The sequence below is a fragment of the Acinetobacter sp. ESBL14 genome, assembly GCF_036668815.1.
GTDB classification, from domain to species: domain Bacteria; phylum Pseudomonadota; class Gammaproteobacteria; order Pseudomonadales; family Moraxellaceae; genus Acinetobacter; species Acinetobacter gyllenbergii.
In genome coordinates this window covers 105,611-132,098 of the sequence record NZ_JAZEVS010000002.1, presented here as the reverse complement: position 1 = coordinate 132,098, position 26,488 = coordinate 105,611, and the positions used below count along the sequence as shown (strand labels likewise).

The window sequence follows — 26,488 nt, the reverse complement described above, 5'->3', positions numbered from 1 at the left end:
TTCAAACGGGCAATTCGGTCAAAAAACAACTTTTTAGTTTTGACGACCAGCTTCTAAAACATCAAAAAGATCATCGGCAATTGACGTCCCAAACTGTGCATCAATCTCACGGATACAGGTTGGACTAGTGACGTTAATTTCAGTCACATAGTTGCCAATCACATCCAAACCAACAAAGACCAGCCCTTTTTCACGTAGGAATGGACCGACTTTTGCCGCAATCAATTTATCATTTTCAGTCAGTGGACGAGCCTGGCCTAAACCACCTGCAGCCAAGTTACCTCGCACTTCACCATTTTGTGGAATACGCGCCAAGCAATAGGGAATCGGCTCACCATTGACCATCAAGATACGTTTATCGCCTTCCACAATTTCAGGGATATAACGTTGCGCCATAATTGGACGGGTGCCCATTTCCGTGAGCATTTCCAAAGTCGAACCAATGTTTACCCCATCTTGGTATAAGCGGAAAATTCCCATGCCGCCCATGCCATCCAAAGGCTTCACAATGACATCGCCATGTTCTTTGATAAATTCACGAATCAGACTTTGTTGTGAGGTCACCAAGGTTGGTACTTGAAGCTCTGGGAACTGCGTGGCAAACAATTTTTCATTACAGTCACGTAGCGATTGTGGTTTATTGATAATCCACACGCCTTCACGCTCGGCTTGTTCCAAAATATAGGTGGTATAGACAAAGTTCATGTCGAAGGGTGGATCTTTACGCATCAACACCACATCGTAATCTGCCAACGATTCTTTGCGCTGCTCGCCTAGCTCATAGTAATGGTTATAATCTTCAAAGACTTTCAGCGGTGAGATTAGGCCAAAGGCTTTGCCTTGATCGATATATAAATCGTGCTGTAATGCATAACCCAATTCATGTCCGCGACGGCTGGCCGCCCATAACATTGCCATGGTTGAATCTTTTTTAAGATTCACAGTTTCAATCGGGTCCATCACCACCAGTACACGCATAATCTGACGCTCGTATTTTTAATCTTGGCAAAAAGTATAGCGAAGTTTGCGGTCAATCGTGAAACAAGTTGTATAAATCTTAAAGATTAAAAAATCTATTTTGTTCAATTAATTACAACATATTAAAAATATTCAGCTTTATGATTTAATTTGTTTCGGAAGAGGAAATCACCAGTAGATGCATCGTAGACCAGTCATTTCCATTTTCCTCATTTTCTAGGCTATTTATCGCAAAAGCTTTTGAATATCTTTGGCAATTTTTTCAGGTTTGGTGATTGGGGCATAGCGTTTGACCACTTCACCGTTTTGATTGATCAGAAACTTAGTGAAGTTCCATTTAATGCTGCTGCCTAATAGGCCTTTGGCTTCAGAAGTAAGGTATTGATATAAGGGATGTGCGGTTGGGCCATTCACATCGACCTTGGCAAACATCGGGAAAGATACACCATAGTTACGTTGACAGAAACTGCCGATTTCTTCATTGCTGGATGGATCTTGATTGGCAAATTGGTTACATGGAAAACCCAGAATCACCAGACCTTGTTGTTGGTAGTCCTGATATAGCTTTTCCAAGCCTTCAAATTGTGGCGTGAGACCGCACTGGCTTGCAGTATTCACCACCAATAAAACTTTGCCTTGGTAATCCGCGAGGTTCTTTTGTTCGCCTTCTAACAGTTCAGCCTGAAAATCATAAATCTTGCTCATAGGTGTTCTCTCATCTATCCAATGGTGGAATTGCTCATAATAATTTGCTGAATCTTTCAGTTTGCTTATTTAATATTGCACACAACTATCTTGTGTGCAAGTTTATTATGCGCAATATACTTTTAAAGCAATCCAATTTATACTGAATGTTCAACAACCGAGTCGAGGACAGATCATCATGGCTGACGTTTCATTTTTGGATAACCAAGTGTGTTTTGCCATGTATTCCGCGACCAATGCGATGATTCGTCAGTATCGCCCTTTGCTGCAGGAATATGATCTGACCTATCCGCAATTTATTGTGTTGTTGGCTTTGTATGAGCAGGACAATGTAATGTTGTCTGAGATTGGGCAAAAGACTTTTTTTGATTCTGGAACGCTGACACCGATTATTAAAAAACTTGAAGAAAAGCAGTTTTTAAAGCGTGTTGCGGTCAAAGAAGATGAGCGGATGAAGAAAGTGATCTTGCTGGAAAAAGCACTGACTGCAAAAGATGAAATTACTCTGATTCCGTTTAAGCTCGCCTGCTCTTTGGGTATGGACCCAAATGATTTAGTAGAGATTCATAATCTTTGTCATCGTTTTTTAAAGGGTTTGGAACAATCTAAACTCGAAAGTCTGGAAAATTAAATGCAGCAAGCGATTGTCGGTTTTCATCTCGATGAAGAAGGACATTGGGTTGCTGATCTTGCTTGTGGGCATGGTCAGCATGTACGTCATGACCCACCGTGGCAAAATCGCCCTTGGGTGTTAACCGAACAAGGGCGCAGAGAGAAATTAGGGGTAATGTTGGAATGTAAGAAGTGTGGGGATGTACAATTCGGATAATAAGGTTTTATGTTAATCAGATGATCGAAACGCCCTATTTATGGGCCATGGGACTGTTCTAAATTTTGTGTAAGTACTTAATTTTCATTTTAATCACACTTAAATCCTGATAACTGTAATTCTTGTTTTAGATTATCAGCACCTTCTGAGGTCATAAAATTTTGGAGATAGTTTGTTGATTCAAAATAAGACTCGTGGACTGTGTTATTTATGATAATGTTGTCAGCGTTTATAACTGCATTTGCCATTGAGCACACTTCTTTTTTCTCTTTATCAGTCAGAACCTTTACATCATTTTCAGCGTTATTCAATATCAATTTGCCACGAACAATGATTTCTAACTGTGGGTAAACTTTTTCTAGCATCTGTAAATATTTCTTTTCATCTGCATAATTTGGATATTCTTTCGCTTGAATTGTACTGATTGCTGAAATAGCAAGTAGGCTCATTAGGATCTTTTTCATTTTATAAGTTTTTGTAAAGCTTCGGATAACTAAGTATAGCATTCTATTGTTGAGCCGTTGAATGAGAATTTAGGCTTATAGTGATACTCATTCATTTTGGTTTTGAACTTCACTTCCATGTCATAGACCTTATCGGTAGGCTTGTACAACAAAGCCAAATTAACATAATACGGCTTATGCAAAACGCTCGAATCTTTTACTTACATATCGATCTCTTAAGTTAATCCGTTCAAGGGTTCAGCGCACTGGAACGGATTTTTTATCACTTTTCACGTTCCACACCTTTTTAATCATTATTCCCAATAATCAATTAGCCAAATTCAATAAGAAGGAAGCCCTCTCTGCTTCCTTTTCTACATCTAACATTTAGATACCGCACTTTTCAAGATAGGTTTATATATACCAAAGCGAATTCTAGAACTATAGGTTTAAGTATTGACCTCAAGCCAACTTGAGCTTTTATAGTTGTCCCTTAATCTAAAAATATGGATAGATGGATGGGTAACTTAAATAAAACGTTTCTCATATATGGCGTCAGTAAAGGTCTAGGCAAAGCCATTGTTCAAGCTGTACCAAAGCCAACAGATACGATCTATGGCGTCTCTCGCACCCAACCACAACAAACTCCAAACCTAAACTGGATTTGTGCTGATCTATCCAAACCAGAGCAGGCTGTAAGCGATGTAAAAACAGCAATGGGACAGCAAAAACTTGATGTACTGATTTACAATGTGGGTATTTGGGAACAACAAGCTTTTAGCGACAACTATAATTTTGAAGATGTCTCTGCTGCTGAAATCAACCAAATCATCAATACCAATATCAGCACCTGTATCCAGTCGATTCAATCTCTTATTGAAAATCTAAAACTCTCCAACAACGCTAAAATCATTCTGATTGGCTCAACGTGGGGTGTTGATAATCATAACGGTAAAGAACTTGTTTTCTCCGCAACTAAATTTGCGTTAAGGGGCATTGCGCAATCTCTTCGAGAAATCTTGCGTGAACACTTGATTGGCGTCAGCGTACTGAACTTGGGCTATCTGGCCAGTGAATATGAGATTGATCAACCTACTCAAGATGTTTTAGAACAAACCGAATATTCTCTCATCCCTTTAACCGATGTGATTCAGGCGATTCATTTTATTCTTTCAACCACTAAGGCAAGCTGTGTTAAAGAAATCCTGATGCCTGCAATGTTGGATCAGAATGTTTAAATTCTGGTCCGCATGACCACAGGCCTCATCATCGTTTTATTTCCTATTTTTTATAAAGACACCTCTGTATACTATGCTCTTGAAATAACCGCTTATAAGCTCAACTTTCCAAAACGATTAGATCAACGCAGATGTACAAAATAATTCTAATTCTCTTTTTATGTGGGCTATCTACCGCCTGTATGAATGCAAAATATATTGATGATCCAGATCAATATTTTGATCTTTTGGGTGAAACAACAGAAAGTAAAAATTTTGAGCGATTTGTTCATCAACTCGAACCCAAAGAAATGCCCCAGCTCAGCAATCAATTCTGGAATGACGAATTTCCTAAGCTTGATTTCTATGATCAAAGCTTAATGTTTCCTCAAAATGGCATCGAAATGCTGTTAAAGAATAAAAAAATTGTCTCGATCAAGTTATATCTACCTGATCAAGAGGTTTCATTTGCAAACTATAAAGGGCGAAAATTACCCCTCGGTCTTTTCAGTGATGACACCGAAAAACAAGTGACGAAAAAACTAAAGACCCACAAAGACACCAATACCAATCCTCATCGGAACGTCAAAGAATTTGAAACTGAAAAAGCCAGTGTTGCGATTGATCAAGCAACCGGAAAAATCATTTACATCGAACTACATGAGTATCCCCTACAAGACTAAAAGCATTAAGAAATTAATTAAATTGGATAATTTTGAATGAAAAGCACACTTAAATATGTATTCGCCAGTATCGTTCTACTGCACTCGAGTCACAGTTTTGCAGATAAAAAGATCAGCACAGAAGAAAAGGCCGTTTATGGAGATATCGGTGCATTACTATTCGGTCAGTCTAAAGATACTCAAGTCACGTCAACCCCTGATGGTGTTTATATTGAATCTCTATTTTGTCGGAAACAGACGCCTCCTTTCGCAGCATTATTAAAAGGGCGACTCGCCATCAAACAGGATCAGGCCTTAATTTCTCTTTTCCAAAATATGTTCTGCGCACCTGCAGATGCGGATTCGCAAGTGAGCTTAAAAGCTTTTTCAAACCAGATTCAGGATTCACTGCCCTTTAGTTTGGCCCCTTATATGGGGATGCAAGAGTTAGGACACTGGTCCCTCAAGGATTCTATCGTCCTTTCCAATACCCCAGCCAAACAAGTTGAAGTCAATATGTTTGGATTAAACCCTAGACAGGTTTCAAGCTCAGTGGTTTTTTGGCAGGTTGTTTCACCCACACAAGTACGTGTTTGGTTTGGTATGTTTAAAATGGCCCCTTCAGATGCCATTATCTATGAATTTAAATTTAAAGATCAGCACTGGAAACTCACCCATCTTTGGATGAGTACTCGTTTGTAAAATAGAGACGAGATAAAAATTATCTCAGCTGAATAGTCGAATATTTTTTGTGAAAATACCAACTGGGGACGACTAAAAATAATGGTCCGATTCACGTTTATAGAAGCGCTTTTTCTTATTCCTGTTCTATTTTGGCCAATCACTCAAGTTGTATTGGCTATACTACTGGCACTTTGCTATAGCTATCGCCGTTATTCCATAGCTAAATATCTTTTGTTCTTCTTTATCCTACTCACCGTCTTTTTCTCACTCACTGTAATTTTTTTCTTTTGGAACAACTGGATATAAAAAAGAGTATAAAGTGGTCAAAATCTTAAAGCCCACCCGTTATTTCGCAAGCCAACAGCAACTGGACTAAGATCAAAAATCAATCCAACCTGCGCCTTATAATAAAAAAGGAAGCCTCAGCTTCCTTTTCGTTCACATCTAAAGCTTAGATGCCATATTTTTCACGATAGGCCTGCATGTTGGCCAAAGCGTCTCTTTCGCCTTTTGTATCTAAATAATCCATCAAATCTTTCATGGTAATCAATGCATGCACAGGGATTTCGAGTTCTTTTTGCACTTCTTGAATCGCAGAAAGCTGACCTTGACCACGTTCTTGACGATCTAGTGCAACCAACACACCTGCAATTTCTGCGCCTGCATTTTTTAAGATGGTCACAACTTCACGAATCGCAGTCCCCGCAGTGATCACATCATCAATGATCCAAACTTTTTGACCTGCAACCGATGCACCCACCAACACACCGCCTTCACCGTGATCTTTGGCTTCTTTACGGTTAAAGCCCCAAGGTACGCTCTTACCATGCACTTGAGACAATGCCACCGCTGTTGCTGCGACAAAAGGAATCCCTTTATACGCTGGACCAAAAATCACACCGACATTGTCGCATTGTACTAGTTTGTCGGCATAGCCTTGCGCTAACAAAGACAGTGCTTCACCATCGTTTAGCAAACCTGCGTTAAAGAAATAAGGACTGACACGGCCTGATTTTAAGGTAAACTCACCAAATTTAAGCACTCCACGTGATAATGCGAGTTCGATAAAAGCTTGCGGATGAAATGACACAGGCGTTGTCATATAAAGTGCTCCAAATTCTTCAATTGAGGTTAAACAGACGTATGATACCAAAGGATAGCTATCCAAGTGATGTAAAAATTCTTCGAGTCGTTTCAATTAACGTAAATGGCTTGCGCTCATCAGTCACCAAAGGCCTGCTCGAATGGTTAGAACAGTCAGGTGCCGATGTGGTGTGTATGCAGGAAAGCCGCATCACCCATGAACAATGGACCGATAAATTTAAACCAGAAGGCTGGTATACCCACCTGTTCCCTGCTGAACGCGCAGGCTATGCAGGTACGGCGATTTATAGCCGTCTGCCATTTGTATCGGTCAAAGATGGTTTAGGCTTTGAACTCGCCGATTCCCAAGGCCGTTTTACCACGGCTGAATTTGATTTAGGGCTGTCACAAACTGTTCATATTGCCTCGTTATACTTGCCATCAGGATCAAGCGGTGACGAAGCGCAAGCACGCAAAGACGTGTTTTTACAAGAATACGCCAAAATACTCAAACAGTGGCGAGATGAAAATAAATCAATCATTGTCTGTGGGGATTATAATATCGTGCATAAACGCATCGATATTAAAAACTGGTCAGGTAACCAGAAATCTTCTGGGGTTCTGCCACATGAACGTGCTTGGCTTGATCATATGTATGACGAGTTAGGTTATGTGGATAGCTTCCGCGAAGTTCGCCCTGAAGCAGAATTGTATTCATGGTGGTCAAATCGCGGTCAAGCACGTGCGAAAAATGTTGGGTGGCGTATCGACTACCATGCCTGCTCTCCAGACTGGAAAGCACGCACAACAAATGCATGGGTGTATAAAGAACAATGGTTTAGCGACCATGCACCGGTGATTATCGACTATAAAATACACGAATAAGTGAACACTTGTTCACTTTGCCCGCTTCTTTAGCTTACATAACTTGTCGCTTTTGTGTATTTTTATTTCACTCCTAGAACGGCATTATAGCTTCACGGCACAGGGAAGCGGTCAGGATGACCAAAAAGGGATAGGACGCCGTAGGAAGATAAAATAAACTTAGATTAAGTTTATTTGCATGGATGAGACATTGGACGTTGAAATGAGACCCGCATAATCAGGAAGATTATATGCGGGTTTTCTCTTTTCTAAATCTTGGATTTTATTTCTTTAATTTATCTTTATCACTTCTGCTCAAACTACATAATTATTTCTGTTTCATATACATGACCGATCAACATGATAAAAAATTTCAACTGGTACATTCCCCTACTTTTACGTTAGGCTTTGACTCATCTCTTTTATTGTTTTTATGGTTTTTCACATGTTTAAAATTTACGGGATTAAAAATTGTAATTCGATGAAAAAAGCCTTTGATGCATTACAAGCCAACGGTATCAATTACGAATTTCATGATTATAAAAAACAAGGCATTGATGCAGAGACTTTAGCACTCTGGCTAAAAGAGATCGGTGCGGACAAAGTACTGAATAAAAAAGGCACCACATGGCGCAAACTCACTGCCGATGAGCAAACACATGCCACCAGCAATGAACAGAACCTGATTGAAGCCCTAATTGCGCAACCAAGCCTGATTAAGCGTCCTGTACTGCAAACCCCTCAAGGTTTTGTGATTGGCTTTGATGAAGCCACCTATCAAGCTCTATCCGCTTAAATACGATCAATAAAGCAATAAAAAAACCGAGTCTCATGACTCGGTTTTTGGTTATTTAAATTTAGCTTAGTTGGCACGAATCCAAGTTTGGTTACGACCTAAAGCAGCGACACCAATATAGCCACGTAATTTCAGCTTCTTACCACCTTCGATAATTTCAGCTTTCAATTTATAGGTTTTACCATTTTTAGGATCGATAATTGAACCGCCATCGTAATTCACACCACCGACATTTTTCAGGCCATTCACAATGGTCACGCCTTTCAGTGGTTTGTTATGATACGTTCCTTCACACTTAGAGCAGGCATTTTCCTGACCTGCCACTAAATACTTTTGAATTGATGCAGTGAGCGTTCCATCCTTTTGCTCCGTGAACTTCACGATCGCCTTTGGCTGTTTTGTTTCATCATCAATGGTCTGCCAAACACTGCCATTCAGCGCATCCGCTGCATTGGCAAAAGTTGTCAAACCGAGCAATCCAAATGCTAAAGCAATTTTCTTCATTTTTGTAATATCCTTAAGGGGTCTTTCAAACTGAAAGTATTGAGAACTTCAATCAATATTGCAATTCTTGATTATGACTATTTGGTATAACCTGAGTAAGGGTGTCATAGCGCACATTTTTTCAGAGATTATCGTCGTGCGTAGCCATCACTTATTTTCAAGAACTTTCTTATTGGTATACTGATCTAACAATATGGAAAAATTATGAAATTTGCTACTGTTTGGAAATATTATTTTACTGAATCTTTACTTAAAGCGACGATTCGGACACCGAGTCAATTTAATTTGGCCCCAAATGCATTACGCCCTTTACTCGATCAATTGTGTCGCCTATTTCCACAAGATCCAACAGTACAAGTTCGCCCGATCCGCTTAGCAGGTGTGCGCGGAGAAGAAATTAAAGCGCAAGCTACCGCAACACAGCTGATCTTCCACATTCATGGTGGTGCCTTTTTCCTCGGCAGTTTAAACACGCATCGCGCCTTAATGACCGATCTTGCTGCACGCACCCAAATGCAAGTGATACATGTTGATTATCCACTTGCACCAGAACACCCTTATCCTGAAGCGATTGATGCGATTTTCGATGTTTATCAAGCGTTATTGGTACAAGGGATTAAACCCAAAGATATTATTATCTCCGGCGACTCTTGCGGTGCTAATCTTGCTTTGGCACTGTGTTTACGTCTCAAACTGCAACCTGAGTTGATGCCAAGTGGCTTGATTCTGATGTCGCCTTATCTCGATCTGACCTTAACCAGTGAGTCGCTACGCTTTAACCAAAAACATGATGCACTCTTGTCTATCGAGGCCTTACAAGCAGGTATCAATCATTATCTCACAGATAACATTCAGGCCGATGACCCACGTGTTTCCCCCTTGTTTGATGACTTAAAAGGGCTTCCACCCACCTTGGTACAAGTCGGCTCTAAAGAAATTCTATTGGATGATTCAAAACGCTTTAGAGAAAAAGCGGAAAAAGCCGATGTCAAAGTCCAGTTCAAGCTGTATACCGGCATGTGGCATAATTTCCAAATGTTTAATGCTTGGTTCCCTGAAGCCAAACAGGCATTGGCCGATATTGCCGATTTTGCCCATGCACTTGATCGTGACTGAACCAAATAAAATCGTGTAAAAAATGGTCAGCTATGGCTGGCCATTGTCACTCTTAATTCCCTTTTGTCATCATAAAATAAAAGTCATTGGATATTTAGATTACAGCTGATTTATCAAAGAATTTTTCCCGTCCTAATTTGCACTAAAAGCCTAGAGTTCGTCTTTTTTCTCATTCTAAAGATGTTATTGTTATTTCAATAATCGTTCTTCAATATTTTGACGACAGATCTACAGTTGCTGGGAATCTCATTGCATAAAAGGATGCATGCCAATGGTGAAGATTCGTTTTAATCGGACAACTGACACAAAAGGATGGGGCTTTAAGCTTTCTTGGGAACATCATATTGTAGTCAATTGGACCATACTTAAAAAAAGTATTTTATTGCTGATACTGGCTGCATTTATGAGCCTATTTTGGATCAGCTGGGACATTTTTGTGCTGACCCACCCCCAATATGCCGAATGGGTCAATCTCGGGATTGTGCGTTCACACTTAATCACCAGTCTGATTACCTTAACGGTGATGCTGCTGCTGATTATTCCTTGTGCGATATTTAAAGATCGGACTTGGGCACAGAATGTGCTCCCGATTCTCAGTGTGCAAATTTTCACGGCGATGCTGTGCCACAAAGGCTATCTCGCAGGCAGTTTTAGCCCAGCCACCATGGTCGGCTATGTCAGTGTAGTCGGTGTGGGTTTGGTTCTATTTGACCGCAGGATGGTCTATTGTGCGCTTATTCCTGCAACATTGGCTTTGCTGCTTTGCAACTATCTAAGCATGATTGGGGTGTTGACCTATGCGCCCCTGTTCAACATGCAACGCTTAAATGAAGTACCAATGCATCCTTTTTGGGTGGGCAGTATGGTGTTTTTCTTATTGCCAATTTTGTTAGCCTGCTTATTTTTATTTGAAATCTTATTAACGCAATGGCGGACTCGGGAGATGACCATTCAAATTCTCAGTCGTCTTGATCCACTGACCAATGTGCTCAATCGGCGCAGCATTGGGGGCTATTTGAATAAGTTACACCAACATCCAAATCCACTGTACTCGATTATCCTGCTTGATCTGGATCATTTTAAAAGCATTAATGATCAGTATGGGCATAGCATGGGGGATCAAGTCTTGGTCCAAGTTGCAAAATGCTTGACCAACAATCTACGCGATCAAGACATTATTGGTCGTTTTGGTGGAGAAGAGTTTATTTTATTACTGCCCAGTACCACGACCATACAAGCTCAAAGCATCGCAGAACGCTGCCGTATTGCTATCTCACAACTGCGTTTTATCACCGACTATAAGCAAGAATTTAGCATCAGCGCCAGCTTTGGGATAAGCAGTTCACTCAGTGCCGATGAGCCACATTTGATCATCAGTCAGGCTGATCAAGCCCTGTATGCAGTCAAAGCAGAGGGCCGTAATCAAGTTAAAATCTTTACTGAACTGGCAATAACCTAGACTGATTAGGGCTTTGCCAATCCTCACTGAACCCTTATGCTTTCAAAAATTCTTCACGGTGTTGCCGATAAGGCTCGTCAAAAGGTACAAACATCTGCTCTTGTCTGGCCTCGGCTATCCATTGCTGTACCGATGCCAAAGACAAGATTTTTTGCACATAGGCTTGGCTGGATGCAGACAATGGCAGTTGATAACATTCAAAACGCATTACCACAGGCGCATAGAATGCATCGGCAATACTAAATTCGCCACATAAAAAGCCGTCTTCGCTCGGACGTTCAGACCAGATCTGATCAATTCGAGCCACATCGGCACGTAACTGCGCATGTTCGGCCCAGAGTTGTTTGCCAATATGACCTAGATCCGCTTCTACATTCATGGGGCAGAGATTGCGTAGGCTTTGAAAGCTGCTGTGCATTTCTGCACTCACACAACGTGCTCTAGCCCGTAATGTTTTCTGTTGTGGCCACAACTCTAGCTCAGGATGCTGTTCCGCAATATATTCACAAATCGCCAAGCTATCCCAGACCACCAGTTCGCCATTCACAAGCGCAGGGACTTTCCCCGTTGGGTTGAGCTTTAGAATCTCTGTTTTAAATTGGCTATCTGCTTCAAAGCTATCAAACTGAATCATATGCTCCTGAAAGGAAATTCCCGCTTGTGTAAGTAAAATCCATGGGCGCATCGACCAAGTAGAGTAGTTTTTATTGCCGATAAAGAGCTGATACATGATTATGGTTTCCCTTTAAATAAAGCCAGTTGTTGTAATAGTTCTGATTTCTGGAATGCACCCGTTAAGCGCAGCGAGCGAATTTCTTGTTGTTGCTGATCTAAGAATAAGTAAGTCGGTGGCCCTAAAATATCCCACTGTGCCAATAGCGCTTGATGGGAGGCATCATAATGGCTTAGATCCATTTTAATCAGATAATAGCCCGACAATGCCTGCTGTACCTCTGCATCTTTTAAAATACGATGCTCAATCGGCTGACAAGCCACACACCAATCCGCATAGACATCAATCACAATGCCACGGTCTTTGGGTGCATTGGCTAAAATCTGCTGAAATTCATCTGCTGTTTTTGCCACATGCCATTCGGCCAATTGATCTGCCTGAACTGAACTGAGACTTTGAAAATGCTGATATTGATTAAAAGCCAGTGCTGGAATGGCTAAAATCAGTAACAATGCATAGAGCCATTGCAGCTTAGATTTCTGTACAAACAGACGATATGCCGCATAAACGATAAAGGCCAAACCTAGAACTAGGCTGAGAATTTGAATCGCGAGTTCTGGCAATAAAGGGCGAATAAAATAAATGCTCAAGGCCAGCATTAAAAAGGCAAAAATGACTTTGATTTGATTCATCCAGTCACCAGCTTTGGGTAAGGCTTTCGCCCCCAACACACTGGCGAGTAGCAATGGAATCCCCATGCCAAAACCGAGCGTAAACAGCAACAATCCACCTTGCCATTGACTCTGTGTTTGCGAGATAAACAGTAACACCCCCGCCAAAGGTGCGGTCATACACGGCCCAACCAACAGCGCAGAGATCATGCCCATGACACTAGCGCCAACCAAGGTACCGCCTTTTTGATTGGACTGCAGTTGATCCAGTCGATTGACCCAGTTCTGAGGCAGTTTCAACTCGAACAAACCAAATAAATTGAGGGCAAACACCACAAACAAAAAGCTAAATGCAATCAGTGTCGCGGGTTGTTGTAACCAGCGTTGGAAATTCAATCCTGCTGCTGAAGCAATTAGACCCAATACCGCATAGACCAAAGCCATACTCACGACAAAAGTCAGTGCAATCGACCACGCTTTAACACCTTTATTGTCACGTACAATCAAGGAAGTCAAAATCGGCAGCATTGGTAAGGAACACGGCGTAAAGGCCAATAAAATCCCTAAGCCCAGGAACAGTAAAAGACTATAAGCCAAGGAATGCTGTTCCAGCGCACTGGACCATTTTTGGTCTTGCGCCATCACGCCTGAGTTATTTGAATCTGAGGTTTGTGCAGTTGGCTCAGCTTGCGCTTCATTATTGCTTGCTGTTTGGGTATTTAAAGCTTGAGATGAACGTGCGACATCTAAAAAGCTTTTTTGGGTATTTGTGCTGACATTCTGAGCACTGACCAAGCCATCCGCATCAGTTTGGAATTCAATATTCTGTGGCGGATAACAAATGCGATCTTTGGCGCAACCTTGCCAAGTGACCCGATAATGTTGCGAGGCTTGAGTTGGAATACTAAATTCGGCTTGTTGATAATAAACTTGGCTATGACCATAGTTCTCATCATACTGCTCGACTGCTTTCGGTAAAGTCAGTGCAACGGGCTGATTACCCTGCTGCACTTCAAACTTATGCTGATAGAGATAATAATTCGGCTGAATTGACCAATGTAAACGTGCCTGATTGGACTGGGTAGATTCAACCGTAAATGCAAAAGCCTGTTCAGGACTCAGCAACGGTGCGGATGAATTTTCTTGGGCGTAAGTCAGAGACCCACATAACAGCAATAAAGTCCCGAGAAAGTAACGCATCAGCGAGAAAGACGTCCCCACCTGAACAGACATTTTCATGATTCTCTCACTACGACCTACCTGAAGCTCTCCCATTCATATAGAAGTGAGTTTAAGCACATTCAGGCGGATTGTTCTTAGAATAAAACCGATACGCCGAAGCCACCGTTATAACTTTTTTGATCGCCATTGAGGTCAACACCGATGCTGGCATCCAATTGCGTGCGATTATTCAAAGCATAAATCAGACCTGTACCAAGACCATATTCATAATCTTGGCTCTCGGCTTTACGGTAAACAAACTCTGAATAACCCGATAATTTACCAGCAATTTTATAGTCAATTGTTGGAATCGCAGTCACGGCCCAATCACTGTTTTGCGCTTCATAACGCATGGTGATCGAAGTTCCAATCAAGTCGCTAAATTCATACGCAACAGCTGAGGTGAGACTATAGATATCATCATGGTTGGTGAATTCATCATTGCCCGTTGCAATAATGGCTTCAGCCAACAATGCCATGGATAAACGATCATCTTTTAAATCAATGGCTTTTTTCAAACCAATGCTGACATCGCCTAGACCATTGGTCTCTTTTTTTGTGCCCGCACGTTTGTATTGCTGCCACACTGGACCTTGCCAACCCAATTGCAATTCGAGGCCATCAGCTAAACCTGTACGCAATAACATGTCACCATTCAAGGTCAAGGTCTTGTCTTTGACCCCATCGACCTTACCTTCTTGGTAACTCACACTCGGTAAACTTTGTTCCCATGCCAAATGTCCCACAGGGGTAATCCCTGTGCCCATACCCGCACCTGGGCGGTCAAACGAAAAGTCAGCCGCAAAAGCCGTACTTGTGAGCATTGATGCAGCCACTAAGCTCAATGTTTGCAATGTTTTCATTCTATTCCTCATTCTATTTCTAATGGCTTCGCTTATGCGCTGAGCTCTTTTGACATTTTTGCACCATGTAGGCGTAGCAATTCCAGTGTTGCACGCTCTTCTGGCAATGATTCTGACCAATCAATCTCATCAAATTCACAATCAAAGAATAACTGGCTGATCGAAGATAAAATGGTGAGACCTTCTTCGTCACGGGTATTTGGATCTACTTTTTCATCAAGTAAACGTTGAACCACAGGTACACAAGCAGAACTTGCTGCATCCCAAAGTGGACCGTAGAATTCTTCTGCATCCCACAAATGTAAATTGGCTTTGGCTTGAATAAGCGCATCTAAAATATCAAGATAGACTTTAAGTTCTTGTTGCTTTTGTTCTTCGCTCAACGGTTTACCTGCTTCGTAAGCTTCACAGATTTTTTCCCACCACGCGAATAAGCCATCACAAATCAAAGAAACAGGTGGGCCTTGTTCAGGATCAATAAAATTTGGGTCGAGTCCTTCAGCAAGTAAAGTTTGCACTTGGTCTAAATCGAGTTGTTGTATGGCTTGCACCAAGGCCTGCTGTTGCTTATTTAACATGACCAATTCTCACAATATTTTTTAATGGGTCTATTATGCCGAATATCCTGACAGGATTTTATAAAAGCATCTAAAAAATCATGTATAAATTTGATACACGCATAAAAAAAGCCCTAAACAGGGCTTTTTTTATGCGTCATTTTTACGCTTCATCATCCACTTTTACGTCGTCATCGACATCAACATATTCTGGTAAACCACCACGATGATGCTCTTTTTTCTCATATAGATGCTCCAAACTACGTTTCAGTTTCTCAATCGCACCATGAATCGAATTATCAATATTGCCTGCTTTATGTGTTACTGCAACAGGTTTCATTCCTGCTGGACGAGCCTCAATCATACAACGTTTGTCATGATCGCCCGTTTTCTCCCCGTTCTCATCACTAATATGAACCGAAAAATGTGTAATACGCTCGCTATAGCGTTGAAATTCTTGTGTAAGTTCTGCACGAACATAACTGATTAAGCGTTCACTACCTTGAATGTTTTTATCTGTACGGATTTCAATATTCATAAATATCTTCCTCTCTTATCTGTGAGACGGTGCTACAAAACTTTCTTATCTGGCACACTTTGAGCATGCAATCATTCAGTGCAGTTGTATATTCTGATTATGTAAATACCTGTTGTCTCCTCGCTTTGCATCTGTTGCTTTTCAGTATGTAAGAAGATCTTCTATACCTCCAATATCTGACTTTCCTTTGAAATATGCAAGCTGATTTTTGACATTTTGATGAAATCTTCAACAAAAAGTTGCTTAACATTCATGCCTTTTTCGACACGTCTATGCATATACAATTCTTTTGTTCATTTGGTCAAATTTGGCTTTATTTTTGCTTAATACCTTGTATCCTTGACACGCCTTTTGGGGGGAGATTTTTTAAATGCAATTGAAGCAACTTGCAGCAACAGGTTTATTGGTATCTACAGCAGCGTTCACTCAAGCAAAGCCAATTTGGCAAGATTTCAGCTTGACTGGTTTGTATGGTGAGAACTACGAAGTTGTTGATGAAAAGCAAACAACTATCACGGTTGAATATGCGGCAAAAGTAAAATATGCCGATGTATTCTTCTTTATGGACCGTATGCGTGGCAGCGATGACCACAAAAGCACCTATTTCGAGCTTTCTCCACGTTTAAGCTTGGGTGAAATTTCAGGTCAAAAACTTGCGTTTGGTCCAATCAAAGATGTGCTGATCTCAACTACTTGGGAAAGCAACAATGATGACTTTTCTAGCTTTGACAACTTCTTGTATGGTGTCGGTTTCGATCTTGCCATTCCATATTTCCAATATGCGAATGTAAACTTCTACCGCGCCAACAACGAAAATACGACTGATGACTATCAAATGACCATTGCCTATGCTTTGCCATTTAAAGTATCGAACGAAGATTTCTTGGTGGATGGTTTCCTTGACTGGTCGACTGGCGAAAAAGATCACGCCAGCGAACTGAACTGGACCACACAATATAAGTGGAATCTAGGCAAACACATTTCACCAGACACTCGCCTTTATTTAGGTGTTGAGCATTCAGTTTGGAATAACAAATTTGGTATGAAAAACCGTGACGAAAACAACGTCAGCGCTTTGATTAAATACCATTTCTAATCTGATTAGAATGTTAAAAAAACAGCAAGGATTCCCTTGCTGTTTTTGTTTGCATCACCGAATATAAATGCGAGTTGATCTTTTATTCGACCAATGTTGCATCTGTTGTTTTTCCTGATTTGATGACCTTCGCCCATGTCTGTAAATATTGCACTTGCCGCTTCTGCCCTAGCCGCACATTTCCACATTCGTTTTGCCACGATGGATGACCTCGAACAAATCCTCGCGATCTATAATACAGAGATCCTGAATGGCACAGCGAATTGGAATGATCAGGCGGTTTCCTTAACAGATTATCAGCAACGTTTTCACGGCATGCAGCAACAACAATTTCCCATGATCGTGGTTGAAGACCTAAATAGCCATCAAGTGGCAGGCTATGCCTATTACACTGCATTTCGGACCATCAGCGGCTATCGCCAAAGCATTGAACATTCTGTTTTTGTTGACCCAAGCTACGCTCGCCAAGGACTGGGTAAAGCGCTGATGCAACAGCTCATTCATCTGGCCAAACAGCAAAACATGCATATCATGGTAGCTGCGATTGATAGTGAAAATAAGGGCTCGATTGTGTTACATGAACAGCTTGGCTTTATTCAAACTGGTTATATGCCACAAGTGGGTCAAAAGTTTGGCACATGGCGGGATTTGGTCTGGATGCAACTGCAACTCACAGAATCTCAATAAAAACCTTACTGTTACCCTACTGTCCTACGACTAAATTGTGGCTTAGAATGAAAGCAATACTTGATTTCAAAAATAGCCAAAATGATTAAAACATCTCAACTCGGTCTGTGTATTTCCGTTGCAATCGCTTCAAGCGCGAGCTTTGCCGAAGTTTCTTTTGAACAAGAATTGCAACAAGGTTGTGCCAAAGTAAAGCAATATGCGCAGGCAGGTAAAAAGTTTTACGATCAAAAACAATATCTCAAAGCTGCCAAGCAATTTGAAAACCAAGCCGCATGGGCACATTTCTGTCAGGCCAATGCAGATGAAAGCGGGATTCAGGTCAGTGACAGAGACATCGAAATTGCCAACAATAATGTCGGCTTGAGTTATGCCAAATTGGGCAAACCACAATGGGCCAGAGTCTGGTTTCTCAGAGATAAAGACTCGAAAACCAGTCAATACAACTTAAAACAGCTCCCTAAACCCAAATTATCTTCGGATCTACAAGGGACTTATGTCCGCGCCAATGGTTTTGGGCAATGGGATTATCTCAAAGTCAGTAAAAAACAGAATAAATATGCGATTGCATTTGATGGCTATTACTTCGGGCTGCGCGGCTTGATCTATGGCCCGAATATGGGGCAATTCGAAACGACCATGCCACTCAAGTCAAAGCAAGCCAGCTATCGCTATGAGGACTGTCAAATCAAACTTCAATTCGCCAATGATGCAAAGCTTGGACAAAAAATTGAAGTTGAACAAAACAGTGGTGAGTCCTCATGTGGCTTTGGACACAATGTCTATGCTGGCGGCACGTTTTATAAGGTTGAAGGTTAACAAACCATCAAAAGTCAGCCTCAAATATGATACTCGGAAATGTCATCTACAACCTGCGTGGTATTCGCAAGAGACTGTTTTTGCAATATCATTTGATGTATTGAAAGAAGCGAACAGGTTTTGTAGATGACAATGCCTTTGCCTACTTTGGGCGAAACCAAAGTAGGGCGAACCGCAGGTTTATCCTAAGATTAGATATAAAACAATAAGATTCCACAATGATCACTGTTTAATCAGGCCGTAGGTGGAAAATCTCTTTCGAGTGTTTTAAATCGCCACCAACTCTCGAATTCCCTTCTCAGGCATCTCCTCCCCACGCCCTTGTGCAATCACCTGCCCACGCGCCATCACGGTATACGCATCCGCCAACTCTTCGGCAAAATCATAAAACTGCTCCACCAAAATAATCGCCATTTCACCTTGATCAGCCAACTTACGGATCACCCGCCCAATATCTTTAATAATTGAAGGCTGAATCCCTTCGGTCGGTTCATCCAGAATTAATACGCTTGGCTCTGAGGCCAACGCTCGAGCAATCGCAAGCTGCTGTTGCTGACCACCGGATAAATCTCCGCCACGGCGATGTTTCATTTCATCCAGTACAGGAAAAATTTCGTAAAGATGACTCGGTACTTTCCGTGTTTTCGCACCCGAAAATTTTGCCATACCAATTAAAATATTTTCTTCTACCGTTAAAGTCGAAAAGATATCGCGACCTTGCGGCACATAGGCCAAACCTGCTCGCACCCGTTGCTCAGGGGACATTTTGGCGATGTCTTTGCCATCTAACAGGATTTGTCCAGACTTAATCGGCAGAATGCCCATCAGGCATTTCAGCAAGGTGGTTTTGCCCACGCCATTGCGCCCCAAGACCACACTACATTCACCCACAGGTGCGTTAAAAGACACATCACGCAGAATATGACTGCCACCATAGAATTGATTGATTTGTTTCACTTCTAGCATGTGTCTCTCCTAGCGTCCTAAATATTTTTCAATCACATCTTCATTGGCCTGAACTTCTGCCAATGTGCCCTCGGCCAAGATTGCCCCTTGTGCCAGTACCGTGACTTTTTCACTAATGGTGTCAATAAAGCTCATGTCATGTTCAACCACCACAAGGGTGTGATTTTTTTTCAGTTCCAGACACAGTTCAGCGGTGCGTTCAGTTTCAGCATCGGTCATCCCTGCAACAGGCTCATCCAGTAAAATTAATTTTGGTCGTTGCATCAGTAACATACCAATTTCCAACCACTGTTTTTGCCCATGTGACAGCAGACCCGCGGGCTTGTGTACGAACTCCTTTAAACGAATCTGTTCCAAACTTTCATCCAAAGCCAGTTGCGCTTCTGGGTCTAAACGAGAAAAGAAGCTTTTCTTCACCCGTTTATCTCGAGGTGCTGCCAACAGTAGATTTTCCATGACAGTAAAATTTTCAAATACTGTTGGTTTTTGGAATTTTCGACCGATGCCTGCTTCGGCAATTTGCTCGGTACTCATTTTGGCAAGATCATAGTTTTGCCCAAAAAATGCCGTGCCTGTGGTTGGACGGGTTTTACCAGTAATCACATCCATCAGTGTGGTTTTTCCTGCCCCATTCGGTCCAATAATGCAACGCAACTCACCCTCGGCAATGTACAGCGACAGATCATTGAGCGCCCGAAATGAATCAAACCAGACACTGACTTTTTCCAGATACAAGGCAATGCCATGGCTAAAATCCGCACCTTGTGGCTTGGCACGACCATAGCCCTCGCCCAGTTGACCGCCATGTTGAGCTGAGTCTATTAATACATCACTCATTTAATCACGCTCCTTTTTAAAACGATCAAATAAACCAATCACACCCTTAGGTAAGAACAAGGTCACCACAATGAACAGCGCCCCCAAGATCAATAACCACGCTTCTGGCGCAGCCACAGTGAAGTAGGTTTTTACTGCATTGATTAAACCTGCCCCTAAAATCGGGCCAATCAAAGTGCCACGTCCACCCGCAGCCACCCACACCGCCATTTCGATTGAGTTGACGGGGTTCATTTCACTTGGATTGATGATGCCCGCCTGTGGTACATATAACGCCCCAGCGATACCGGCGATCACCGCCGATAATACCCATGCTGACAGCTTGTACCACAACGTGCGATAACCGAGATATTGCAAGCGATTTTCACTGTCACGAATTGCGCCCAAGACCCGTCCATAAGGACGATTCATCAGTTGGCGTAGACCAAGGAAGCACAACATCAACATCAACGCAGTCACAAAGCATAGCGTTGCGCGCATTGGTGCAGAGGTAATATCAAAACCCAAAATTGTTTTAAAGCCTGTAAAACCATTATTGCCCCCAAAGCCTGTTTCATTGCGAAAGAACAGCAGCGCTGCGGCAAAGGTCATGGCTTGGGTAATAATCGAGAAATACACGCCTTTGATTTTGGAGCGAAAGGCAAAAAAGCCAAAGATAAATGCGATCAAACCTGGTACAAGAATGACTAGAGCCAAGGCCCAAGCGATATGCTCAGTCCCGATCCAATACCAAGGCAACTCGGTCCAACTGAGGAAGCGCATAAAATCAGGCAGACCGTCACCTGCGGATTGACGCATCAAGTACATGCCAAAGGCATAACCGCCCAAAGCAAAATACAAACCATGTCCTAAGCTCAGAATGCCGGCATAACCCCAGACCAAATCCAATGCCAAAGCCACCAAGGCCAAACACATGATTTTGCCAATCAAGGTAATCCAGTAAGCAGACAGATAAAAGGCCGAATCAGGCGACAACAGATGCAACCACGGCAACAGCAACAGCACACCGAAACAAACTGCAATCGCCACGGCGCTATACGGTTTGTCGGCAAATAAAGAAGTGATTTTCATTGGCTTACTCCACAAAACGGCCTTTGATGGCAAACAAACCTTGTGGACGCTTTTGGATAAACAAAATCACAAGAACCAAGAGAATAATTTTTGCGAGCACTGCCCCTAAGCCAATCTCTAAAACTGTACCGCTAATCCCCAGTCCGAGTGCTGCCAATACCGCACCCCACACTTGACCGACACCACCAACAACAACCACAAGGAAGGCATCAATAATGTAGTTTTGACCGAGATCTGGGCCAACATTACCCACCTGCGCCAAAGCACAACCTGCCAAACCTGCCAAGCCTGAACCCAGTCCAAAGGCCATCATGTCAATCCTTGCAGAACGGATGCCCACAGCACGTGCCATTTGACGGTTTTGCGTCACGGCTCGAACGAATAAACCAAAACGGGTTTTATTGAGTAAAAACAGCAACAGTAATAGCACTGCAACAGTAAAGCCAATAATGGCGATACGGTTATACGGCAGCATCAGGCTCGGTGTGAGCGCAATTCCGCCACTCAGCCATGCCACGTTAGAAACTTCGACATTTTGCGCACCGAACACCATACGCACCAATTGCATCAGGATCAGACTCACCCCAAAGGTCGCAAGTAAAGTCTCCAATTGACGGCCATACAGCGGACGGATCACGGTGCGTTCAATCAACATGCCCATCAAGGCACTGACCAGAAAAGCCGCAGGAATTGCCGCCAATAGATACCAGTCCACCAGCCCAGCAAAATGGGTTTTAAAAAAGCTTTGAATCACATAGGTGGTATAGGCACCGATCATGATCAGCTCACCATGTGCCATGTTAATCACCCCAAGCAGACCATAGGTAATGGCTAAGCCGAGTGCCGCAAGCAGCAAAATGCTGGCCGTACTCAGACCTGAAAAGACATGGCCTGACCACTCACTGATTTGTAATCGGGTTTTAATTTTATTGTGTGCATCCTGCAACGCTGCCTTCAATGCAGGATTGCTTTGCGGTTGTTCTAAAGTTTGATTGATTAAGGCGAATACGTCAGGACGATTTGAATCAGCCAAGACCTTTACTGCTTCAAGCTTGGTAAACGCATCAGCACTGTTAAAATCCAAACGGGCTTTGAGCTGTGCTAAACGTGCTTTGACCTGATCATTTTTTTCATTCAGATAAAGCTGCTTCACCATCGTTACATCGAGTTCAGCCAAATTATTTTCTAAAATATCCACCGCAGCTAAACGTTGTGAAGCATCTGTAGAATTCAGTTTGGCCTTGGCTTGACCAAAATTCAGCGCCTTGCGTAAGGTATTCACCAAAGTCACTTGGGATAAATCCGCAGGCCATTGTTCCAGCGCCTGCTGCTCAGGATAACTGAACAGCTTGTCATCATTTTTTAACAGATAAGTATTGCCTGCGCTATCGGTATACAGCTCATTTTGATCAATATAGGCGACCAGTTGATCCAGTTGTTCAATACTGGCAGGCCATTGATTGAGCATGGCACGACGCGTCGCAAAATCGGACTTCACAAAGGTCTGAATGGCATCTTGAGAAGCTGTAGACGTCACGGTTGTTGCGGATGTGGCTTCTGCCCATGCTGGACTAAAAATCATCTGTGCCATGATGCAGAGCAGTGCCAAAACATAGTGTTTCGCCATAGAACTCCCCTTATGATTAACGGTTTTAAATAGATCAAAAAAATCAGAATAAAAATACCTGCTGCCAATACAGCACAGCAGGCGGAAAAACTTTATTTCGGGATATACGGACTCCAAGGCTCCGCCTTGATGGTTTGCGGTGTTTTATAGACCACATCGAATTGACCATCGCCACGAATCTGTCCAATCATTACGGGTTTATGTAGATGGTGATTGGTTTCATCCATTTTTAAGGTATAGCCCGATGGTGCGGCAAAGGTCTGACCTGCCATTGCATCACGGACTTTGTCGACCTCTGTCGTGCCTGCTTTTTCAACCGCTTGCTTCCACATATTGATACCGACATAGGTCGCTTCCATCGGATCGTTGGTCACCACTTTGTCTGCATTTGGAAGTTTGTATTCCACTGCATATTGTTTGAATTTATTCACAAACTCAGTGTTCTTCGGATTTTTCACCGACATGAAATAATTCCATGACGCTAAATGACCCACCAATGGTTTGGTATCGATCCCACGTAATTCTTCCTCACCCACCGAGAAGGCCATCACAGGAATATCCGATGCTTTAATGCCTTGATTGCCTAGTTCACGATAGAACGGCACATTGGAGTCGCCATTAATAGTCGAAATTACCGCAGTCTTTTTACCCGCAGAGAACTTCTTAATATTGGAAACAATAGTTTGATAATTGCTGTGACCAAATGGGGTGTACTCTTCCATGATGTCGGCATCCGCCACACCCTTGGACTTCAAGAAGGCACGTAAGATTTTATTGGTGGTTCGTGGATAGACATAATCGGTACCGAGTAATACAAAACGTTCTGCTTTACCGCCTTCATCCCCCATCAAGTATTCTACCGCTGGAATCGCTTGTTGATTTGGCGCTGCACCGGTGTAGAAGATATTTTTAGATTGTTCTTGGCCTTCATATTGCACTGGATAGAACAACAAGCCATTCAGTTCTTCGACCACAGGTAGAACTGATTTACGCGAAACGGATGTCCAACAACCAAAAATGACTGCGACCTTATCTTGAGTAATCAACTGACGGGCTTTTTCTGCAAACAATGGCCAATCCGATGCAGGGTCAACAATCACAGGTTCTAATTTTTTACCCAGTACCCCACCATTGGCATTGATCTCATTAATGGCCATCAAGGCAGTGTCTTTCAGCGACGTTTCTGAAATCGCCATGGTGCCCGAAAGTGAATGTAGAATCCCGACCTTAATGGTATCGCCGCTGGCTGCGGGCGCAGTTTTGGCTTCTGTTTGGGTTTGTTCTGTTTTTTCTGCTGGTTTTGAACAGCCAACCAGACCGACCCCCATCATGGCTGTCATCAGGATTGACATCGACATCAATTTGTTTTGCATCTTTCTCTCCACCCATCAATATTGTGATTTTTACTGGGTGGAGTTATTCAATTTCTGTGCCAACACAGCAAGCCATTGTTTTTAATTAACTTAAATAAAAATGAAGCCTTAATTCTTTCATCTTGTATACAACATTGCATACAAAAAATACGCAGCGACCTAAAATGATGCAAATTTGTTCAGCTCGGACATTAAAAGTTCAGCTAAAGAAAAAGCCAAGCTGATGCTTGGCTTTAATCCAACAATGAGACAAAGGGCTTAAACAGTAATATCCGCTAAATTACCCTTTTGTTCTAACCAGTGCTTACGGTCAGCTGAACGCTTTTTCGCCAGCAATTTATCCAATAAACCTGCGGTTAAATGTGCATCATCCAAATCCAACTGCACCAATCGACGCGTATTCGGATCCATGGTGGTTTCACGCAATTGACTGGCATTCATCTCACCCAACCCTTTAAATCGAGTGATCTGCGGATTCTTGTTGCCTTTGACTTTTTTCAGGATGCTTTCAAGCTCATCATCATCCAAGGCGTAGTACACCTCTTTACCAATATCGATACGATAGAGTGGTGGCATTGCTACGAACAGATGACCTTCCTCAACCAAAGTCGGGAAATGTTTGACGAATAAAGCGCATAATAAAGTGGCGATATGCAGACCATCTGAGTCCGCATCGGCAAGGATACAGATCTTGCCATAACGTAATTCAGACAGATCATCACTGCCCGGATCAACGCCAATGGCGATAGCAATATCATGCACTTCTTGAGAGGCTAAGACCTCGTCCGAAGAGACTTCCCACGTATTCAGGATTTTTCCGCGAATCGGCATAATCGCTTGGAAATTCTTGTCGCGTGCCTGTTTGGCACTGCCGCCTGCAGAATCCCCTTCGACAATAAACAACTCACTGTCTTCACGGGTTAAACCAACACAATCGGCCAATTTACCTGGTAAGGCTGGGCCCGCTACAATCTTTTTACGTTCAACTTTTTTCGCAGCTTTGAGACGACGCCCTGCTTTGGCAATCGCCATTTCAGCCAGTTGTGTCGCAATCTCCGCATGTTGATTCAGCCATAAAGCAAACGCATCTTTGGCAATATTCAGCACAATATTAGAGGCTTCGCGACTGGATAAACGTTCTTTGGTTTGGCCTGAAAATTGTGGCTCTTGGAATTTCAGCGATAGAATAAAATTTACCCCATCCCAAACATCTTCCGCAGAGAGCTTCATATTACGCGGCAACAAATTGCGTAATTCACAAAACTCACGCAAAGCCTCCGTCACACCTGAGCGTAGACCATTGACATGGGTTCCGCCTTGCGCGGTGGGAATCAAGTTGACATAGCTTTCCTGAATCTGCTCGCCGCCTTCCACATTCCAACAAATCGCAAATTCACAGGCTGCGCGGTCTGCTTGTCCACTACTGACAAAAGCGGGATCTGGCAAGATGTCCCGATCTTGCAGTTCATCCATTAAATAGTCGACCAGACCATTTTCAAACTGCCATTCGATCTTTTCGTTATTGATTTTATCGTCATAAATGATTTTTAAGCCCGCAGCTAAAACCGCCTTGGCTTTTAAATTATGCTTCAATGCCTTCAAGGCAAATTTGGGACTATCAAAATATTTAGTTTCTGGCCAGAACCGTACTGTTGTGCCTGTCGCACGCTTAGCGACCTTACCTTCTAAAACCGACAAAGGGGCAACGGGTTCACCTTGTTCAAAGGCCATTTGATACAAATTACCTTGACGCTGTACCGCAACTTCAACACGGGTCGATAAAGCATTGACCACCGAAATCCCGACCCCATGCAAACCACCAGAGAACTGATAATTATCGGTGCTGAATTTACCGCCAGCATGCAGTTTGGTCAGAATAATCTCGATACCACTTTGCCCATATTCAGGATGGATATCGACTGGCATACCACGACCATTATCTTCAACCGACAATGAGCCATCTTCATAGACCGTGACACAAATCTGGTTGGCATGACCCGCAAGTGCTTCATCGACTGCATTATCAATCACCTCTTGCGCCAAATGGTTTGGACGTGAGGTATCGGTATACATGCCTGGTCGACGACGAACAGGATCTAAACCAGAAAGAACTTCAAGGGATTGGGCCGTGTATTGTGTCACTTGGTCT

The 26,488-nt window shown here is 42.6% G+C and carries 28 protein-coding genes; 12 read left to right on the top strand and 16 right to left on the bottom strand.

Annotated elements, in window-relative coordinates; translation table 11 throughout:
* Positions 1–33: 33 nt before the first annotated feature.
* A complete protein-coding gene (gshB, locus tag V6E90_RS08835) occupies positions 34–978 on the bottom strand; it encodes a glutathione synthase (RefSeq protein WP_016542629.1) in 945 nt (314 codons plus the stop codon).
* A gap of 225 nt (positions 979–1,203) precedes the next feature.
* Positions 1,204–1,683: a glutathione peroxidase gene (locus V6E90_RS08830; RefSeq protein WP_004803595.1), complete on the bottom strand. Its 480-nt coding sequence runs from the start codon at positions 1,681–1,683 to the stop codon at positions 1,204–1,206.
* Between the two features lie 178 nt (positions 1,684–1,861).
* On the opposite strand from V6E90_RS08830, the gene V6E90_RS08825 reads away from it, so the two are divergent.
* Both V6E90_RS08825 and V6E90_RS08820 read left to right on the top strand, forming a co-directional pair.
* Positions 1,862–2,314, top strand: coding sequence for a MarR family winged helix-turn-helix transcriptional regulator (locus V6E90_RS08825; RefSeq protein WP_332605137.1), 453 nt, complete (start codon positions 1,862–1,864; stop codon positions 2,312–2,314).
* Positions 2,315–2,512 (top strand): DUF3565 domain-containing protein, encoded by a 198-nt coding sequence (locus tag V6E90_RS08820; RefSeq protein WP_332605136.1) that lies wholly within the window; start codon positions 2,315–2,317, stop codon positions 2,510–2,512.
* Positions 2,513–2,601: 89 nt separating this feature from the next.
* Here the strand turns inward: V6E90_RS08820 and V6E90_RS08815 are convergent, their stop codons facing one another.
* Entirely contained in the window at positions 2,602–2,961 is a 360-nt protein-coding gene (locus tag V6E90_RS08815) for a hypothetical protein (RefSeq protein WP_023271118.1), read from the bottom strand.
* Positions 2,962–3,473: 512 nt separating this feature from the next.
* On the opposite strand from V6E90_RS08815, the gene V6E90_RS08810 reads away from it, so the two are divergent.
* The 3 genes from V6E90_RS08810 (at position 3,474) to V6E90_RS08800 (ending at position 5,536) form a co-directional block, all read left to right on the top strand.
* Positions 3,474–4,193 carry an SDR family NAD(P)-dependent oxidoreductase gene (locus tag V6E90_RS08810; protein WP_332605134.1) on the top strand — a complete coding sequence of 240 codons (720 nt, stop codon included), beginning with the start codon at positions 3,474–3,476 and terminating at the stop codon, positions 4,191–4,193.
* A 182-nt stretch (positions 4,194–4,375) separates the two neighbouring features.
* On the top strand, positions 4,376–4,855 hold the full coding sequence (locus V6E90_RS08805) for a hypothetical protein (RefSeq protein WP_332605133.1): 480 nt from the start codon (positions 4,376–4,378) through the stop codon (positions 4,853–4,855).
* Positions 4,856–4,891: 36 nt separating this feature from the next.
* Complete coding sequence (locus V6E90_RS08800) at positions 4,892–5,536, top strand: hypothetical protein (protein ID WP_332605132.1); 645 nt, start codon at positions 4,892–4,894, stop codon at positions 5,534–5,536.
* 433 nt (positions 5,537–5,969) lie between these two features.
* On the opposite strand, the gene pyrE is transcribed toward V6E90_RS08800, so the two are convergent.
* On the bottom strand, positions 5,970–6,620 hold the full coding sequence (gene pyrE / locus V6E90_RS08795; protein WP_332605131.1) for an orotate phosphoribosyltransferase: 651 nt from the start codon (positions 6,618–6,620) through the stop codon (positions 5,970–5,972).
* Between the two features lie 41 nt (positions 6,621–6,661).
* On the opposite strand from pyrE, the gene V6E90_RS08790 reads away from it, so the two are divergent.
* Complete coding sequence (locus tag V6E90_RS08790; protein ID WP_005209503.1) at positions 6,662–7,486, top strand: exodeoxyribonuclease III; 825 nt, start codon at positions 6,662–6,664, stop codon at positions 7,484–7,486.
* A 424-nt stretch (positions 7,487–7,910) separates the two neighbouring features.
* Positions 7,911–8,261: an arsenate reductase gene (locus V6E90_RS08785; protein WP_016542622.1), complete on the top strand. Its 351-nt coding sequence runs from the start codon at positions 7,911–7,913 to the stop codon at positions 8,259–8,261.
* Positions 8,262–8,327: 66 nt separating this feature from the next.
* Here the strand turns inward: V6E90_RS08785 and V6E90_RS08780 are convergent, their stop codons facing one another.
* Positions 8,328–8,765: a DUF2147 domain-containing protein gene (locus V6E90_RS08780; RefSeq protein WP_016542621.1), complete on the bottom strand. Its 438-nt coding sequence runs from the start codon at positions 8,763–8,765 to the stop codon at positions 8,328–8,330.
* A 204-nt stretch (positions 8,766–8,969) separates the two neighbouring features.
* Here V6E90_RS08780 and V6E90_RS08775 point away from each other — a divergent pair, with 204 nt between their 5' ends.
* Both V6E90_RS08775 and V6E90_RS08770 read left to right on the top strand, forming a co-directional pair.
* On the top strand, positions 8,970–9,881 hold the full coding sequence (locus V6E90_RS08775; RefSeq protein WP_262756216.1) for an alpha/beta hydrolase: 912 nt from the start codon (positions 8,970–8,972) through the stop codon (positions 9,879–9,881).
* Positions 9,882–10,152: 271 nt separating this feature from the next.
* Complete coding sequence (locus tag V6E90_RS08770; protein ID WP_016542619.1) at positions 10,153–11,340, top strand: GGDEF domain-containing protein; 1,188 nt, start codon at positions 10,153–10,155, stop codon at positions 11,338–11,340.
* 34 nt (positions 11,341–11,374) lie between these two features.
* Here V6E90_RS08770 and V6E90_RS08765 read toward each other — a convergent pair whose 3' ends face one another.
* The 5 genes from V6E90_RS08765 to V6E90_RS08745 form a co-directional block, all read right to left on the bottom strand.
* Complete coding sequence (locus tag V6E90_RS08765; RefSeq protein ID WP_016542618.1) at positions 11,375–12,070, bottom strand: glutathione S-transferase family protein; 696 nt, start codon at positions 12,068–12,070, stop codon at positions 11,375–11,377.
* 2 nt (positions 12,071–12,072) lie between these two features.
* Entirely contained in the window at positions 12,073–13,923 is a 1,851-nt protein-coding gene (gene dsbD, locus V6E90_RS08760) for a protein-disulfide reductase DsbD (RefSeq protein WP_332605130.1), read from the bottom strand.
* A 77-nt stretch (positions 13,924–14,000) separates the two neighbouring features.
* A complete protein-coding gene (locus tag V6E90_RS08755; RefSeq protein WP_332605129.1) occupies positions 14,001–14,768 on the bottom strand; it encodes a transporter in 768 nt (255 codons plus the stop codon).
* Between the two features lie 32 nt (positions 14,769–14,800).
* Positions 14,801–15,346 (bottom strand): ankyrin repeat domain-containing protein, encoded by a 546-nt coding sequence (locus V6E90_RS08750; RefSeq protein ID WP_332605128.1) that lies wholly within the window; start codon positions 15,344–15,346, stop codon positions 14,801–14,803.
* Positions 15,347–15,488: 142 nt separating this feature from the next.
* Positions 15,489–15,863 (bottom strand): HPF/RaiA family ribosome-associated protein, encoded by a 375-nt coding sequence (locus tag V6E90_RS08745; protein ID WP_016542289.1) that lies wholly within the window; start codon positions 15,861–15,863, stop codon positions 15,489–15,491.
* Between the two features lie 370 nt (positions 15,864–16,233).
* Here V6E90_RS08745 and V6E90_RS08740 point away from each other — a divergent pair, with 370 nt between their 5' ends.
* The 3 genes from V6E90_RS08740 (at position 16,234) to V6E90_RS08730 (ending at position 18,465) form a co-directional block, all read left to right on the top strand.
* The gene (locus V6E90_RS08740) at positions 16,234–16,959 is read left to right on the top strand and encodes an outer membrane protein OmpK (RefSeq protein ID WP_016542288.1); all 726 of its coding nucleotides are present in this window, start codon (positions 16,234–16,236) and stop codon (positions 16,957–16,959) included.
* A gap of 135 nt (positions 16,960–17,094) precedes the next feature.
* Complete coding sequence (locus V6E90_RS08735; RefSeq protein WP_016542287.1) at positions 17,095–17,646, top strand: GNAT family N-acetyltransferase; 552 nt, start codon at positions 17,095–17,097, stop codon at positions 17,644–17,646.
* Between the two features lie 81 nt (positions 17,647–17,727).
* Positions 17,728–18,465, top strand: coding sequence for a hypothetical protein (locus V6E90_RS08730; protein WP_332605127.1), 738 nt, complete (start codon positions 17,728–17,730; stop codon positions 18,463–18,465).
* A 267-nt stretch (positions 18,466–18,732) separates the two neighbouring features.
* On the opposite strand, the gene urtE is transcribed toward V6E90_RS08730, so the two are convergent.
* The 6 genes from urtE to parE all read right to left on the bottom strand — a co-directional run bounded on the left by urtE (position 18,733) and on the right by parE (position 26,481).
* Positions 18,733–19,431 carry an urea ABC transporter ATP-binding subunit UrtE gene (urtE, locus tag V6E90_RS08725; RefSeq protein ID WP_004776300.1) on the bottom strand — a complete coding sequence of 233 codons (699 nt, stop codon included), beginning with the start codon at positions 19,429–19,431 and terminating at the stop codon, positions 18,733–18,735.
* Positions 19,432–19,440: 9 nt separating this feature from the next.
* Positions 19,441–20,268: an urea ABC transporter ATP-binding protein UrtD gene (gene urtD, locus V6E90_RS08720; RefSeq protein ID WP_004657105.1), complete on the bottom strand. Its 828-nt coding sequence runs from the start codon at positions 20,266–20,268 to the stop codon at positions 19,441–19,443.
* Positions 20,269–21,339 carry an urea ABC transporter permease subunit UrtC gene (gene urtC / locus V6E90_RS08715; protein WP_171549868.1) on the bottom strand — a complete coding sequence of 357 codons (1,071 nt, stop codon included), beginning with the start codon at positions 21,337–21,339 and terminating at the stop codon, positions 20,269–20,271. It lies immediately after the preceding gene.
* Between the two features lie 4 nt (positions 21,340–21,343).
* A complete protein-coding gene (gene urtB / locus V6E90_RS08710; protein ID WP_262756206.1) occupies positions 21,344–22,966 on the bottom strand; it encodes an urea ABC transporter permease subunit UrtB in 1,623 nt (540 codons plus the stop codon).
* Positions 22,967–23,058: 92 nt separating this feature from the next.
* The gene (gene urtA / locus V6E90_RS08705; RefSeq protein ID WP_332605125.1) at positions 23,059–24,339 is read right to left on the bottom strand and encodes an urea ABC transporter substrate-binding protein; all 1,281 of its coding nucleotides are present in this window, start codon (positions 24,337–24,339) and stop codon (positions 23,059–23,061) included.
* A 258-nt stretch (positions 24,340–24,597) separates the two neighbouring features.
* On the bottom strand, positions 24,598–26,481 hold the full coding sequence (parE, locus tag V6E90_RS08700; RefSeq protein WP_004803540.1) for a DNA topoisomerase IV subunit B: 1,884 nt from the start codon (positions 26,479–26,481) through the stop codon (positions 24,598–24,600).
* Positions 26,482–26,488 lie beyond the last annotated feature (7 nt).